The sequence below is a fragment of the Erythrobacter sp. genome, from assembly GCF_024305245.1.
Classification (GTDB): Bacteria; Pseudomonadota; Alphaproteobacteria; order Sphingomonadales; family Sphingomonadaceae; genus Erythrobacter.
Genome location: NZ_JAMWYX010000011.1, coordinates 44598 through 60395 on the forward strand (window position 1 = coordinate 44598; position 15798 = coordinate 60395).

General features: G+C 58.2%; 13 protein-coding genes. 2 read left to right on the forward strand and 11 right to left on the reverse strand.

Annotated elements, in window-relative coordinates; translation table 11 throughout:
* Positions 1 to 6: 6 nt before the first annotated feature.
* Positions 7 to 294, forward strand: a complete 288-nt coding sequence (locus Q0L48_RS14060) for a hypothetical protein (protein WP_296721987.1) — start codon at positions 7 to 9, stop codon at positions 292 to 294.
* Positions 295 to 316: 22 nt separating this feature from the next.
* On the opposite strand, the gene Q0L48_RS14065 is transcribed toward Q0L48_RS14060, so the two are convergent.
* The 11 genes from Q0L48_RS14065 to Q0L48_RS14115 all read right to left on the reverse strand — a co-directional run bounded on the left by Q0L48_RS14065 (position 317) and on the right by Q0L48_RS14115 (position 14587).
* Positions 317 to 1498: a GIY-YIG nuclease family protein gene (locus tag Q0L48_RS14065; RefSeq protein WP_296721989.1), complete on the reverse strand. Its 1182-nt coding sequence runs from the start codon at positions 1496 to 1498 to the stop codon at positions 317 to 319.
* Positions 1491 to 3563 carry a DEAD/DEAH box helicase gene (locus tag Q0L48_RS14070; RefSeq protein ID WP_296721991.1) on the reverse strand — a complete coding sequence of 691 codons (2073 nt, stop codon included), beginning with the start codon at positions 3561 to 3563 and terminating at the stop codon, positions 1491 to 1493. The genes Q0L48_RS14065 and Q0L48_RS14070 overlap by 8 nt, the downstream gene beginning before the upstream one ends.
* Positions 3560 to 5269 (reverse strand): DUF262 domain-containing protein, encoded by a 1710-nt coding sequence (locus Q0L48_RS14075; RefSeq protein ID WP_296721994.1) that lies wholly within the window; start codon positions 5267 to 5269, stop codon positions 3560 to 3562. Before Q0L48_RS14075 ends, Q0L48_RS14070 begins: the two co-directional genes overlap by 4 nt.
* A 24-nt stretch (positions 5270 to 5293) precedes the next feature.
* Positions 5294 to 5488, reverse strand: a complete 195-nt coding sequence (locus tag Q0L48_RS14080) for a hypothetical protein (protein WP_296721995.1) — start codon at positions 5486 to 5488, stop codon at positions 5294 to 5296.
* 40 nt (positions 5489 to 5528) lie between these two features.
* Positions 5529 to 6431 carry an SHOCT domain-containing protein gene (locus tag Q0L48_RS14085; protein ID WP_296721997.1) on the reverse strand — a complete coding sequence of 301 codons (903 nt, stop codon included), beginning with the start codon at positions 6429 to 6431 and terminating at the stop codon, positions 5529 to 5531.
* Between the two features lie 236 nt (positions 6432 to 6667).
* Positions 6668 to 7501, reverse strand: coding sequence for a hypothetical protein (locus Q0L48_RS14090; protein ID WP_296721999.1), 834 nt, complete (start codon positions 7499 to 7501; stop codon positions 6668 to 6670).
* 25 nt (positions 7502 to 7526) lie between these two features.
* The gene (locus Q0L48_RS14095) at positions 7527 to 10265 is read right to left on the reverse strand and encodes a DNA methyltransferase (RefSeq protein ID WP_296722000.1); all 2739 of its coding nucleotides are present in this window, start codon (positions 10263 to 10265) and stop codon (positions 7527 to 7529) included.
* Between the two features lie 201 nt (positions 10266 to 10466).
* Positions 10467 to 10697, reverse strand: coding sequence for a hypothetical protein (locus Q0L48_RS14100; protein WP_296722002.1), 231 nt, complete (start codon positions 10695 to 10697; stop codon positions 10467 to 10469).
* Positions 10698 to 10869: 172 nt separating this feature from the next.
* Positions 10870 to 11667: a hypothetical protein gene (locus Q0L48_RS14105; RefSeq protein WP_296722003.1), complete on the reverse strand. Its 798-nt coding sequence runs from the start codon at positions 11665 to 11667 to the stop codon at positions 10870 to 10872.
* Between the two features lie 44 nt (positions 11668 to 11711).
* Positions 11712 to 12047 carry a lysozyme inhibitor LprI family protein gene (locus Q0L48_RS14110; protein WP_296722005.1) on the reverse strand — a complete coding sequence of 112 codons (336 nt, stop codon included), beginning with the start codon at positions 12045 to 12047 and terminating at the stop codon, positions 11712 to 11714.
* 155 nt (positions 12048 to 12202) lie between these two features.
* On the reverse strand, positions 12203 to 14587 hold the full coding sequence (locus Q0L48_RS14115; RefSeq protein ID WP_296722008.1) for a S8 family serine peptidase: 2385 nt from the start codon (positions 14585 to 14587) through the stop codon (positions 12203 to 12205).
* Positions 14588 to 14830: 243 nt separating this feature from the next.
* Between Q0L48_RS14115 and Q0L48_RS14120 the strand changes: the two genes are divergently transcribed.
* Positions 14831 to 15784, forward strand: a complete 954-nt coding sequence (locus Q0L48_RS14120) for a 3'-5' exonuclease (RefSeq protein ID WP_296722009.1) — start codon at positions 14831 to 14833, stop codon at positions 15782 to 15784.
* Positions 15785 to 15798 lie beyond the last annotated feature (14 nt).

Below are 15798 nucleotides of genomic sequence, written 5' to 3' on the forward strand. Positions count from 1 at the left end.
AAAGTAATGAGCACCCCTACACCGCCACAGCCCGAAAAAGTTTCGGGTCGACATACTGAATTTACGCCGGAGGCATTTCGTCTCATGAAGGTTTCGCCGCAAGATCGACCGTTGACCGCATGCGCTTCGTGCCCGGCTTCAATTTGGTTTTATAAAGAGGAATGGCGGAGCTTCTGCAACATAATGAAATTTGCTTCATGGCAGGGCAAAGGGACACCAATTCTGGTGTGCAGTGCCCGGGAAGCCGCGGTTATGAATCTTCAGCAGGAATACGATCAGTTGGCGGGGCAATAGCAACGCCAAGGCGATTGTCAGCTCATTGGCCTGCGATCAATCGCCCAGCGGCTGGCGAGTATCGGTAGGATGTGATTGAGCGGTCGCGTATTCGTTCGACAGCCTCGTCGATCACTTGCAACGGGATCACAAACCATTCGCGCGGTTTTACCATATGGCCAAACCGATCAGGGATTGACAGGTCGAGCTGAGCGGCAGCGAATACCTTGTGCAATAAGGCTTCCAACCTTTGGCAGTTCACGCCGTAGACCTTGTATGTGGCGACGACGTCGACCCCGGCTAGTAAATATGTCGAGCTCTTCTCGGCACTGGAAATGCGAGCTTCGACTGATCCGCGCGTGACGCCGATTTTGTGCACAACCTCGCGGTGCTCCGTTACGAACGGATGGTCGGACTTGCTGCGCAGCACATAAATCGTGCCAGCTTCTGCCTCCCCATCCTCGGACCGATCCGCGAACAACGGACCCGGTGAAGGATCGGTGATCCGGCGTCCAGCATCATCGTCGTGCAGCTGGCGCTGGAGAGAGCGCATTAGCATGCCGCTTTCGGTGCCGTTGTCGAAGATCACGCGCAGCCGCGCGTCGGTGCGCCCCTGTGCGTTCGTAAAGATCTCGTCCATCTCGGCGACATAGGTGATAAGGCCGCCGACGATGAAAAAAGCTCCAGGCCGGATCTCAGCCTTTAGCTCGAATGCCCGAGTAACGCGAGCGCCGGAGGCCAGATCCTGTTTGACCTGCTCGAACAGCGGCTTGAACTTGTCGAAGTCGTCACATTTGTCCCGCCGGGCGATTTCCTCGGCAGCCCGCTTTTCCTCTGCCGAGCGAACGTGGCGAAGCTGGGTTATGTCCTCCCCCTCGCCCGCCCCGGCCAGCTCTGAGGCGAGGTCGTCTATGTCCAGATCCAGTTCGTCAGCCAACGCCGTTGCTGGTGCGTTCAGCAAGCCATGCTGATCGAAGGCCGCCAGCAACTCTCGGCAATCGTGCTGCGCGCGCATCCGATCCAAACGCACAGCATAGAGGCGCTCGAATATGTCACGATCCTCGCCGTGTTGCGGCGCGCGGCTATGTTCATCGAAAAACCGGACGATATCCTCAAACCCCGCGATGATCCGCTCTTCGCGAGGCGTGTAGGCGGCTTGCTTCTTCTTGGCGGGGGCGAAATCGGCCAACTCGTCAGCCAGATCGTCCAGATTGAATTCACTCATAACGGCCCTCTTCGCGGAAGCGCATAAAGGCTGCTGCGCCTTCCGCAAGTCGCTGCTCCCACGCATCCGCCGAGGTCACCGAGGGCAGACGCCCGCGCTCCTTCTTGAACCGGACGGCCGCAGCAGCCAGCTCCCGAGCTTCCTCAGGACTAATTTTCGTGCGCTTAGCCGCAATGGCAGCCTGCACCTGCTTGAGGGTGCCCTCGTTCATCGCTTTCGCCAGAACCGTATAAGCAGCCTGCCACGGGTTGATGCTATCGATCAGGTCAATATCGAGTTCGCGGACATCCATTGCGTATTGCCGCACGCCTTCCAGCAATGCGGTATTCGCACGCTGCTCTCCGTCACTCAGATCGGCCGCAGCCATCGCCAGCGATTTCGCCTTCTGGGTCAGGTTGAGGGCGGCAATCGCGTGCTGCCGCACCGCTTCTTGATCCTCAGCGCTCAGGTCGGGGTATCGATCGCGAACGATCGCGCTCATCGCCGCTTGGGTGAGTTCCTGCGGCGGCGTTTCCTCGTCGAACATTCCGCGCTCGGCAACGGACTTCTTCTGGACGAAGGCAGCGATGACCTCGTTCAGGTCCTCATCGCAAATCCGTGCGGCCTCAGGCGATTTTGGCGTGACGAGCCCGGCGATCTCGAAATGATACTGGCCGCGCTCCTCGTTGACGCCGACGTTCGCCTTACCCTCCTGATAGCCCTCCGGACCGTAGTCGAAATCGGGGAGCGGTCCGGCGCTTTTCGGGCTGAAAGTAAAGCGGGGCGCGAGCACCTGTTCCATCAGCAGGCTGGCTGCGATCGCCTTCAGCGTATCGTTGATCGCGTCAGCAACGGCCGCTTCCGATGCGTCGGGCTCGGCGATCAGGTTCGTGAAGGTTGCGACCGCCTTGCCCGGCGCATCGCGAGTGGCGCGACCGATGATTTGAATGATCTCGGTGAGGCTTGATCGATAGCCGACCGTGAGCGCATGCTCGCACCAGATCCAGTCGAAACCTTCCTTGGCCATGCCCAGCGCGACGATGATGTCAACGTGATCGCGGTCGTTCTTGTGCGCTGGGTCCTTCAGCGCGCTCAGCACCTTGGTGCGGCGAGCCGGATCACTGTCATCCACCAAGTCAGCAACCTTCAACACTCGGCCGTCAGGCAAGCCAACCAGTTCGAAACCGGTGATTGGATCAGCACCCTGCCACTTGCCGAGATAATGGAGGATCTCGTTGACCTCGCTCACCTTGTCCTTCGTGCTCTCCCGCGCATTCACCGAGGGAATGTGAACGATCGTCTTCAGCACGGGATTGAGACAATGTTCGATCGCCTCCAGATAGCGACCGGTGTAGAAGAAATAGCCGATATTGAGCGCCTTCAGGTGCTCGTAGCCGTTCAGCTGCTCGTAGTAGGTGTAGGTAACCGGCTCGAACTTCTCTTCGTCCTCCGGGCTCAGCACCGGCACTGCATCGCCGCGGAAATAGCTGCCGGTCATCGCAACTATATGGACCTTGTCGCGGGCTATGAATTCGGTGAGCTGGTTGCCGAGACGGTTGTCTTCGCCAGCCGAGACGTGGTGGAATTCATCCACCGCGATCAGGCGATCATCGAACGCCTCTACTCCGAAGCGGTCCACGGCGAAGCGGAACGTAGCGTGCGTGCAGACCAGCACCTGGTCGTCGCTATCGAGAAACTGGCCTAAAGCTTTAATCTTGGATGGATCCGCCTTCTCGTCATCCGCGCCCGGCGTGTTGCACAAGTTCCATTTCTGCTTGACCTTCCAGTCGGCCCAGAAGCCGAACTGTGACAGCGGTTCATCCCCGAAGCTTCCGCCGATCGATTTCTCCGGCACCACGATAATTGCTTGGCTCAGCCCCTGATTGTGGAGCTTGTCGAGCGCGATGAACATCAATGCGCGCGACTTGCCGGAGGCCGGCGGTGACTTGATCAGCAGGTATTGCTCGCCGCGCTTGTTATAAGCGCGCTCCTGCATCGGGCGCATGCCCATCTCGTTCGCATTGGTCGAGGCGCCGCTGCGTGCGGTCTGGAACGACACAGCGGGGATAGGTTTGGAAGTGGTCATTGTGGCGACGCCCCGTCACAAAGATTGATCATGTCCGCGTGCATCAGCTCCGCCCGTGCCATTAAAAATCCGTCATATTCGTCGCCAATCAGCGCATCGTAGGGGATCAGATGGCTCTCAAGCCGCTGGCGGACGACATTTTCGCCCAACGAGGCTTTCGCAGCTCGATTGGCGATATAGTGGGACGGCGTTTGTGCGCCTACCTTGCGATTGGTGGTCCAGCTAATCAGCGCGCAATTAAGCGCCCTGTTCACTTTTTCGTCGGCACGATCGCCGCTCAGCACACCGACCGGATAAAGGTGATGGAACTCGCGCCCATGAAAATTGTCGGGTGTGATCGAAGCTCCGTCCGCGAAATCGAGTGCGCTTCGGCGGAGACCGGTTGCCAACAAAGCTCGCGGCAAGCGGTCCCTGCGACCGGGCCATCCGGCCAAGACCATCTCTTCCTTCGCAGGCAGGGGGTTGAAAACTTCATCGAAGAGCTCGCATCCAGGATCGGCCTTGCCCGCAACCATGTCGCGCAAAATCCTGTAATCCGCATAGGCGCGGGTCGCAGAAGTCTTGCCGTAGCGATTTGTGTAGCAAGCGCGCCAAAGTGCCTTTCGGATGAGTGTTCTGGCGTTGCCGCCGTTATCGAAACCGTGCTCCGGCACATCAGCCCAAAGCGCGCAGGTCAGATATACCGCCACCTCGGTCGGCAGGCATTGTTCATTGAGGATGGCTTCGGACCGCAGGAACGCGATCCCGTGCTTAAAGCCGTGCTTCAGGCGATCCCAGACGGACCCGAACTCATCGCCGTATGATGTATCCAGATAGGTTTTCTTGAGCGGCGGGCGTTCCATAAGCAGTGCGGCAACCGACAGGATGATATCCTCGATGCGTCCGAAATCCCGCGCGGCTGGCACCGAGGCAACCAAATCCTCCACCATGTCATGAAGGCTATCGCCAGTCGCACTTTCAAGCTGGGCAACGACAATGTCGAAATCCTTCAAGGGCGTCGCCGACGTGTTCATCTTGATGAAGACGTCAAGAGCGGTGTCGCGGCCCGTCGTGGACGACAGCGACAAGAACGGTATGTTGTAGCTGCTAACCCTTTGGCGCAGTGCTGACACACGCTTCGTCAATGCCTTAGTGAGCAGCTTTGCGTCGTCCAATGCGTCTTCCCAGGCTTCCAGCGAGGCTTCCCCCTGTGCGCCGGGGCAAAGAAGTGCAACAGGCATATAGCCCTCTTCGAACATCGTGACCGGGTCGTTCGCCCAGACGGGCTGCAACACCCCTTTGCGATCCCATCGCTTCAGAATCTCGACCTTCGGCGCATCGATCGCCTCGTCATCGAGGGCGCCCTCGCCGTCTTCTTCATCCGGTATGAGTTTAACAACAACATCGATGCCGTCGCGGCGATAATCGCCCGTAAGGCTACGCCATAGCGCGGTCATGCGCTGCTGCCCGTCGAGCAGATGCAGCATCACCTTCCCGCCTGTTTCTGGCGCGCCGACGATCGGGCGTGAATGGAACAGTTCCTTGTCGCCTACCTCCAGAGTGAGCAGCGCCCCGATCGGCAAGGGGGGGTCGCGGAGAATGTTCTCGAGAGATCCTACGACCTGGGCCTGCCGCCATGCCTCGTGCCGCTGGAACCTTGGCAGCACGAGCTGGCCCTGCTTAATCATCGCGAACCAGTCGTCGATCTTCTTGTTACGTGCCTCCACGCGGTGCGCCCCCCTCGAGATAAATCAGTTAACGTCATGCTTGGCGACAAAGGCATCAATGCTGCCGTAGGTCTCCTTCACCCGGGTCTGCACCTTGCGCATCATGTCTGAGCCGCGCTCGGGCCATTCGTGCTTCTCGAACATGCCAGCGAAGCCGTCATAGTGGCGCGCGGCGATGTCACTGATGGCCTTGGCATCCCAGCCCGGCGTCTTGCTCATGCACTGCCTCCCCAAAATCCGGTCTGCCAAATCAGGATGCTCAACATCCGCCAAACTCACCTTGGACAACCCAAACGGTTTCGACCTTCAGCCGGGTTGCAAGCCGCTCCACGTTTTCTGGCGGATCTATCGCACAGTTGAAGGCATCGCTGTCGTCCGTCGGCGCGTATTCGTCCAGCCCCCGCTGTTGGCGCACCGCTTTTTCCCAAAGACTAAGTGCGTCGCTGGACTGGTCGTAGTCCGACGAGAAACTGATGCCGATGTCATTGTTGAGGCGTGTGGCGCGGTATCGCAGATCAATTGTCGGATCCGCTGCATTCCCGCAATTGGCGAGGCATGTTGCGGTCAAGGCGCCCCAATCGCTCCGACGGAGGATGTCGCCGAACGTAGTGTCGGGACCAACACGTGTTCCCCTCACGTTGACCCGACACGATCGGGCCACATCGAAGAAGAACGTGGTCACCTCATCGTCTTCGGACCAGTAGGTTATGGTGCAACCGCCGACATCATATACGAGCGAGGTCGGCCGCTTTTCCTTCGGGATGCCTAATTTCTGCTCGAGAAACGCGGGGGTCATCCCGATGATGCTTTCCGACGTGGCGAAGGCCAAGAGCTCGGCCGCTGAAGGCGCTGACACTTCGGCAGTCTGCGCGGGTTCCAGTTCGATCTCCGGGGCCGGCGCGGCAGCAACAAGCGCAGAGCCTTGGCTGGATGACGCAGCGGTTCCGGATGAGCGACTCCAAAGCGCTGCAGCTCCGACTAACGCAGCCAGCGCGACAATGCCGAAAGCCCAAGTAAGCCAGCGTGGCACGGCAGCCGGCGGTTCTTTAACGGCGAACAGGATTTCCCGCTTCTTTGCATCAAATTCCTCAGCCGTCAGTGCGCCTGTTTCGCGCAGACGGTTGAGGCGTTCCAGCCGGTCGAGGTCAGTATCATCACTCACGCCATTTTCTCTTTATCGGTCATTTTTATGTAGATATCGAATTGCTTATCGAGCGCGATGAACAAGCGCGCGGGACTTGTCCGAGGTTGGCGCCAGCTTGCTCAACGGTTATTGCTCGCCACGCTCGCTTCAGGTGCACTCCTGCATAGAGCGAACGCCCATCTGGCCCGCTTTCGCCGAGGCACGGCTTCACGCGGTCTGGACTGATTTGGCGGGCAAGGCTTCTGCATCTTTGTTCATTTCCTCTCCCCAGCGACGCTGGCTAGTGCCGCCTTTAGGACTTGCAGACATACCTTAGCGGTGTGCTCGTCTGGCGTGAAACCGGACAGCATCTGTTCGAAAGGATGGATGTAATTTCGAAAGTCCCGCAAGCCGTGGCTAAACTTTTTTACATCTGGCTTCAGCAGGTCAACTTCGCATGCAACGTCAATGAGCTGCGCCAGGTTCCAGTCATGGAGGCGCTTTACGGTCCCGTCCGACGCTTTCGGACTGGCTAGGGCACGATTGAAGCTTGCTGGAGCACGCTGAGCAGCCCCTAGAAGAACTGCCTCCAGAACACTTCCGCAGAGAAATATGGTCGAAAGGTATGCACCTGCACCCATCGCGATCCGTGCCTCAGCTAAACGGCTCTCGATTACCGGCACAACCTGCCCTTCGATCGGCAGCTTCTGAATGCTGGGCATCGCAAAATCACGAGCTAAAAAATCGTCCTCTGTTTGAACGGGCTTCGCGCGTGCGGGCACGCCTGAAAGCCTTGCAACGATTTCGCGCGCTTTCTCTAACGCAACAGTTTCGAGCTCGCGATTGTTCAAACTGCAGTCGGCTTCAAAGCCGTCCAGCATTTCGCCGAGCACCCTCCCGACCAGAACGTCCGGCTCTTGTTCCCAGAAGGAGCGCATCTTATTGGCCTTGGACGAGCCGTATGTCTGATATCTGTTACCATGGATGTCGACCCCAAAACCCCTGAAAAAGGACGCAAACTTCGGATCGCTATAGTCCAGCACATAGCCCTTGCCCATCGCGAGAACTTTCTCGAGGTAACGCTTTTCAACGTCCGTAAGGCTGCTCATGCGGCACCCCCATCCCGCATCCGCGTCACGCCGCTTTCCCCTTGCCGGTCATCTTGGTGTAAAGTTCAAACAGCTTTTCCAGCCGTTCGGTGTCGTTCTTGAAGCGGCGGCCGATGTAGATGCGTTCGAGAACCTCGTCGTTCTCCTCGTGGGCGTGGCGGAGGTTTTCGGGCATGGCTTCGGGATCGTAGAGATCGGCGATGGTGGAGGGGAAGTGCGCCTCGCGCGCGAGCAGGATGTTCTCGGCGCAAGCCGTGAGGTCAGCCTTGTTCTGCTCGGTCAGCTTGGGGAGCGGGAAGGTGTTCCAGCCGAGTGTGTTGGAGTAGCGGAAGTCGGTCTTAAGCTTGCCGCAGACAGTAGCAATCCAAACCAAATGGAGGCGGGACGCCACAAGTGAGAGGCACCAAGTAGGTGCGTCATAGATTACAAGGTTCGGAGCGACAATCACCGTGCCTTCATCAAAATAGCCACACGGTAGGACCTCACGGCGCTCTGAGGACACGCTCGGGACCAAAATCGAGTAGCCCGCTCGATGCGGCGCATAGACAAAACGATGCGGTGACTTCGCCGCATCGTTGGCCTGTTTACCTCGACTTTCCGAACGTGACGCCTTCACAGCATCCAACCGTCGAGCGATGTGACATAGTTCATCTGCTATCGCAGCGTCTTGATCGTCGATCCATAGGCACCAACGCGCCTCACCACGGATAAACTCTTTGGCACCCTCAAGCCTCCTGACGAACCTTCTTGCTTCCGGGTGGGCCGCCAAGAGATCGATCAGCTGCTCCTTTGATAGGATAAGGTTCCCAGCATCAGTTGCCTTGTTACCCGAAACCATCTCTGGCAGCCCCGCTAGGGAACGCGATTGTTTTTGCACGATAGTTGTCGAGTTCGGAGTCAGGTAAGGACCGATTTCGTCTACATTGCGAACTACATCGCCATCATAGAGAGCAGCGCATTGAGAAGGCTTGTTTGAAATTCCAATGACTATGCAAGTAACGCCTGCATTATTCGCAGCGTTGTTGCTCCACAAAAAAGAATGATGCGCGAATGAAATCCTGTGGCCTGTCTTAAATACAATAGGCCAAAGCATGCCGACCTGTTCGCCTTGGCAGATAGAGTTCGTGCATACGAAAGCGGTTCGCGCTTCAGATTGCAGGCCATATTCGCATGCCCGGACCAGCCAACTTGCGACATAGTCCAAGTCTTTGTAGGTTTTTAGGTATCGCTCGAATATTCTCGCCATATCCTCCTTTTGCTCGGCAGTCTGATTTACGCTGCCCTGATAAGGCGGGTTCCCGCAGATATAGGTCTCACCCCCAGCGTTCTCAAAGTCGATCTCCGACTGGTCGAGCGGCGTCTCGAACAGGTCATCGCCCCGCACCTTCACCCCCGTCCCGGTTGGCGGACAGATGCTCAGCCAGTCGAGCCTCAGGGCATTGCCGCAGGTGATCCAGTTCTGGCTGTCGAGCGGCAGGAACTCGGCCAGCGCCTCCTTCTGACCGCGATAGAGCACGTCGCACTGGTATTCGGCGATGATCAGCGCCAGCCGCGCGATCTCGGCCGGGAAATCGCGCAGTTCGATGCCACGGAAGTTGGTGAGCGGGATCTCGCTGCGGCGATCGGGCTCGCCGCGCCGCTTGTTGATCTCAGCCTCGATCGACCGCATCTCCTTGTAGGCGATCACGAGGAAGTTACCGCTGCCGCAAGCCGGGTCGAACACCCGGATCTTGGCCATGCGGCTGCGCAAGTTGAGCAGCTTGCGCGCGTTGTCGCCTGCCTCCTCCATATGGCTACGCAGATCGTCGAGAAACAGCGGGTTCAGCACCTTCAGGATGTTCGGCACGCTGGTGTAATGCATGCCGAGCGCGCCGCGCTCCTCATCATCGGCCACCGCCTGGATCATCGAGCCGAAAATGTCGGGGTTGATCTTGATCCAGTCGAGGTTGCCGATGTGAATGAGGTATCCGCGCGCGGTGCGGCTGAAGCGGGGGACGTCGATATTGCCGCTGAAAAGCTGGCCGTTGACGTAGGGAAAGCCGGTCGCCCAAGTCTTGATGCCCGCTCCCGCGCGTTCGGCGATGGGCGTGTTCATGGCGCGGAACAGTTCCTGGATCACCTCGGCGGTATTGTCCGCCCCGCCGCCGCTCATCCGCTCAACCGTTTCAGTAAACTTGTAGCCGGAAGCGAAGATGTCAGTATTCTCGGCGAAGAAGCAGAAAATCAGCCGGGCCATGAAATGATTCATGTCCGCGCGGCGTTCGGTCGCGGCCCACTCGGGATTGTCTTGGAGGAGGGTGACGTAGAGCTTGTTGAGCCGGCCGGTCGCGCGAATGTCGAACGAACTTTCGCGAAGCTGCGCGACGGTGGTGATGCCAGCCAGCGGCAAGAAGAAGCCGAAATGGTTGGCGAAGTCCGAATAATCGCAGGCGACCGTCTCGCCAGTGGTGAGATCCTCGGCATGGAACTCGGCGCCATCGGTGGCGAGGATGAATTTGGCCTTCTGGCTTGCGGTCTTGGGACTGGCGCGCAGTGCAGTGAGCGTATCGTTCACCGTGCTGGGGCCGCAGGCAGCGATATGGATGTGGCTGCGCTGAAGCACGCCCCCGGGAACGTCGGACTGGTTGGTGTTGCCGGCGCGCAGGCGATCGATCGCGGTCTTCTTGTTACCGAACGCTGCGAGGAACTGGAACGGAAACTCGGCAGCATCAAACGGCTGCTGGGCAAGTTCGGTTATGGCATCGCCGATTTCTACGGGGTTCATGGACGATGCATAGGGTAACAAGACGTTTTCAGCCAAGCGGTTCTAAGACTTTTTCGAGACGCCATTCGCAATAAGATGGCGCTGTCGTCCAAAGCCGTTTCTCGCCGCGAAGCCGAGAAAAGCTATAGCATTCGACGCTATGTCGGCAGTTTGAATTTCCGTAAGTCTAGATGGTTGGACGATCACGCCTTATCGCCCGCCTCACAGCTGTCGATGTGCCGATGATGTCGAACCATCAGCAAGCTCCGCCTCAGGAAATGCCTGCATGAAGGCTAGGGCCATATCGACATTTCGGAAGTAGAACACCGCCGTGCTGCAAGCGATGCCCGGCGCACTGTGGCAAGCAAAGCTTTGCACGGGCAGGTTTTCACGCAGCCACCCAAACATTTGATCAAGAACCTTGCCAAGGCCATGACCCGGGATGCGATCCATCACCCTCACCGTGAATGCGAGGCCGTCGCGCTTGGCTTGCCGAATCGAATGAGACACTATGAGCGGAACATCACAAGAACATCGATTTTTAACAAGAGCATTGGGTTGTTTTCACATTCACGGGCCGGGCGTAGCTCAAGGTCAAGCTGGTCCCGGCTGCTCATAACGGTGCCTACATTCCGAGCAGCCGGCGTTGCCGATCACTGGTTGGCGCATCGAACAGAGCAGTAATTTCAGCGTCACGCCGAGCATGAAGGCCCACGCTGTCGGTCAATTCGAGCCAGAAGCTAATCCCCTGCGGAACATATTTTAGCACTGGCGCCTCTTTAACAACATCAGGCTGACACATCCCGGAACGCTGGTAATCACACCAGCGCGAGCCGAGTGCACCGATCCATTTGCTGGTTGGCAGACCATATCGCTGGAAAATGTCGTTTTCCAAATTTCGGACATCATTCGTATTAGTGTCGAAATACAGAATCACGTTCGAAACGCTTGAACCACCTCTCTGCTGAATGAACGAGATAACAACTTTATTCCTACTACTATCTGTGCCGGAAATTTTGTCGGTTCCCTGCAACGAGGCTATGCTGGGGACGGGCTGGTTCAGGCGCTTGGCTTCACGGGCTGCGAGATCTGCAAAGGACCGCCAAGACTTCTCTTCCGAGAAGGTAAAGCCGTTGGTCTTCAAAATCGATCGAACTTGATCCGGTGTCATGCCGAGCTTGATACCAGCGACGTCAAACGAACTCACATCGTATCGGCGCTCACCCTGAAAGGGATTCGCTTCGTCTGCGACATTAGTGCTCGCTTCGCGGTGCGCCGTGCTCGGTGCCGGTTTTTTCGATAAGTTGCCCTCCAGTTCCTCAACCGTTTTTTTCAGACCTCTCAGACTGTCAAAAAGTGTTTGTGCTTGGGCCGAGGTAGACGAAATAAGCAGCGCGGCTGTGACGAGATAGACGAACTTCATGGGAATTTCCTTCTTTAACTTCGAGAACCGAAAAGGAGGCTTTTTCACTCCAAGAATTTCTCAACTTTCCACCAAAGTCCGGTCCTCATGAACTGGGTCCGCTGACGGGTCGCTGCTTCAAGGCACGCCAAACGTGCGGTGCCTTCACCGGAGTATCCGCGATATGGTTCGGCCTCGGCCTCACAAGCTTTGTCGCGGTAGGTAACCCACGCACGCTGTGCGGCTCGAAGGCTTGTCTTCTCCGCCTCGTCGAGTGCGCTCATGATGCGCCGATATGTTTCGTTCAATTCAGCGTCGGCGCGTTCATAAGAACCTGCGAGGCATATCTTCACGTCGACCTGCGACCCGGCTTCCATACAGGCAGCGGAAGGGTCGTTCATGTGCTGCGCCAAGACGGGAGTGCTGACCGTAAAAGGTAACCCAGCGGCAAGGCAGGCGAATGCCGCCTTCAACAGCGTAAGTGGATGCTCGCTATCGCTAGTGTTGGCGTGGCCTTCAAATCTAGCCCGTTCTGTAACGGTGGTTCCGGACGGCATCAGCGCGCCCCCCCGAACTTGATGTTCCAGCTTGCCACGCCGCGCACATCGCGCGCCTGAGCATCGCTGGCAGCACCGATCTGCAGGCTCGAATGTTCGCCAAACTTCTCATAGCCGATCGTGAACTGCGGCACGATCTCGCCGGCGAGGTAGACCCTGCGATCCTGGAACAACAGGCCGCGCGCATCGAGGCTGTAGCTGTCACCCACGGTGAAGGTCGCATTGCCGCCGAGCGTCGTCAGCTGCTGCGCAAGGCCGAAGCTGATCCGTCCATCCAGTGCAGGGCGGCTGGCGATGAAGCCGAACCGGCCGCTGGTGACCATCTGCGCATCGGTCAGCAGCATGTTATCCGACAGCCGCAGACGCGTGCCGCCTACGCTGGCGAAGCCGTCGAAGCTCCACTTGCCAAGATCAAAGCCGCTGGCTGCCTCGATAAAGTAGGTGCGAGCCCCATCGCCGAAGCGCAGCATGCCGACACCCACCGGGGTGCCGTATACCGAACCGACCTCGTCGATCATCCCCAGCTTGACCGAGCTTGCGCCCTGCTTGAACTGGAGCGTCGCACCGTTCACTTCGATATTGTCCTGACCACCCGTATAGGCGGACAGTGCCAGCTTGCCCTTGCCAAGCTTCTGGCTGACACCGACGCTGGTCTGCGCGAGCGGCGAGTAGGCGAACATCGCATCCGAGGTTGGCGCCAAGCCGAAGATATCAGCTGTGACGTTGTTGTCGGAATTGAACCCGCCGGTAACCGACAGGCCTTCGTTCACCCGAACCGCAATCTGGGCATTGGTCAGCTGGTTCTGCAGCACCGGAACACCGCCGGCATCGCGCAGTCCGGTATCGAAGGCGGTAACGCCGACGACTGCCGAGCCCTGCGGACTGACGAAGCCTGCCGTGCGGGCATTCATCTGCGCTTCGACCCGGCGGTTCATCCGCAGATTGTCGACAGCCGCTGGCTGAACCACCATGCTCGAGATATCGCCCTGGTAATCGCGGCCATAGTCATCGAGCACGGTCACATCGCTCAAGGCGCTCTTGACCGAGGCCGCCCCAAGGCCGCCGAAGGCATTGCCCATCACCATGACGGTGTTATTGACCGATGCGGTGGCAGTGCCATTCGAAAGCATGGGATTGACCGGCTTCAAGGCAGCTTCGGCATCGACCAGCCCGCGACCGTAGATTTCGTCCACGCCGGGAGCTCCGATATCGCGAGTGGAGTTGAGAATGATGTTGCCGGCATCCACGCCCGTCAGCTGCGGCCACTTCGACAGGATCATGGCAGCAACCGAGGTCACCACCGGAGCCGCTGAGCTGGTGCCCTGAAACGGCTGATCGTTGCCATCAACCATAACGGTGACATTGAAGCCCGGTGCAACGACGCAGCGGTTCATCATGGTTCCGCAACGCTCCGAATATCCGGCAATTTCGTAAGTCGGATTATCAGGGTTCGAAATCAGCGCGCCAACGAACAGCCAGCTTTCTGAAGAGATCGGATCCATATCGATGACGTTGATCGGATTGGCGCCTCCACTGTTTCCATTGGAATTGATGAGCAGCCCTTTCGCCGCTTGGTTGTAGTAAGTTACTGCATCCCGGAATTCGGTCGCTACGCTGACGCCGCTGTTCACCATCGACATATTGACCAACGGGATATTGTTGTCGGCAGCGTAACGAATTGCCTCGGCGCGCCCGATTCCGACAACCCTGTTACCATCAATTACGCCATCCATGCGTAAGGAGACGATCGTCGCACCTGGAGCAAGGCCTTGGACGCCTTGGCCATCATTGCGCGCAGCGATAATCGCGGCGACCGGAGTTCCGTGAACCGAGTTTTGATCGCCGAACCGGGCATCGCCGGTGCGAAAGGTCCGAACATCATCCTCGGAATCGTAACCAAAATCTCGGCTAAGATTCTTATCGACCTTTCCTTCCATTTCGCCCGTCGGCAAAACTCCGTCATCCAGCACCCCAACCAGAACGCCTCGTCCATCCCAGTTGTTGTTCAGGGCGAACAGGCCGTTGATCAATTCTGCCGAGGCATAGTTCCGGCGGTATTCCTGATCGTCATGCTCCGAGCGCTGCGGCTGCAGGTGCGACGGGGTGATAATGAAGCCTTCCGGCGGAGCAACCGGATCGCAGTTGGGGACGCACGACGTGGGAGTTGGAGTTGGAGTTGGAGTTGGAGTTGGAGTGGGAGTCGGCGATGGAGTAGGTGTCGGCGCAGGCCCAGAAACCGGGGCAGGCGTAGATGCCACCGTGGATCCGCCACCGCCGCATCCAGCAAGCGCGCACGCAGCGGCGCCAATCAAAAGCATCGCGCCATTCAACCGGCGTTTCAGATTTGCCACAGAGTCTTCCTCAACAATTTCGTTTGGCTTCAATGCACTGAATTGCCTGAAAGAAGATTGATTTTGCCGCCAGTTTCGATCGGTAGGTTTCTTAGGGTCGCGCTAATCCGAATTTTACGCATTGTTTGGGCAGCCACCCTGCCCCCTCTAAGATTCTTAGAAGCGCCACATATGCCGCTACATCAGGAAAAGCCTTCGCCCTGAATCTCGTGGAGCGAGGTTGGTAAAAGAAGGGAAAAGGCCCTTCGGCCAGCCTCGTTACAGACGAGGTAGATTATGAATGACGTAAATCAGAATAACGCTGCGACCGGGATCGACCCGGGCGGCCGCAAAGAAACACGAAGCCAGCAAGAGCAGCGCCTGCTCACACCGGTGCGGCAGCGCGAAGACTGGCCGCGGGAGGTGGCCGGCAGTCAGCCGCTGCGGCGAATTGCCGTCATCGATACCGAAACGTCGGGTCTCGATTGGAGCCGCCATCGGGTAATCGAGATTTGCGCGGCCGTCGTGCTGGTTGATGCGAACGGACGGATCGCAGCGATTGAAGGGATGGGCTCGGGCGTTGAGGATCCCGGCCATCCTCTGCCTCCGGAGATCGTCGAGCTGACCGGCCTCACCGACGCTATGGTGCAGGGCAAGGAGATCATGCGCGAGAAACTCACCGCGTTCATCGCCGGCTGCGAGGGGGTGATCGCATTCAATAGCGGCTTCGATCGGCCATTCGCCGAAGCCTTGCTGCGTGGTCTGCCGCTGATGCCGTGGGGGTGCGCCATGGCCGATGTCCCCTGGCGCAGTCTTGGGTTCGAGCCGGGGCCACAGAACTACCTGTTGATGCAGATGGGCCGCTTCAACGCCGACGCTCACCGGGCACGGGACGATGTGTTGTCGCTCATCGAATTGCTGGATCATGTGTGCCGCGACGGCGAAAGCGTCATCGCCAAAGTTTTGGCCGCAATGGACGGCAAGGCGTGGCGTTTCGAAGCTACCTATGCGCCCTATCATCTCCGGGATCTGCTCAAGGACAAACGCTATCGCTACCGGTCCGAAGGACGCAGCGGCGTCTGGCACAAGCATGTCCGCGAGGCTGATTTCGATGCCGAAATGCAGTGGTATGTCGATACCTTTGGCGAACAGCCGACGGTCGTCGAACTGCCTGCTACCGAACGCTATCGATACGAGCGAAGCTGGAAGCCGGTCGAACGCAAGGCGAGGTATTTGGCTGAAGTCCGGTGAAGTGAGCCTGCCTT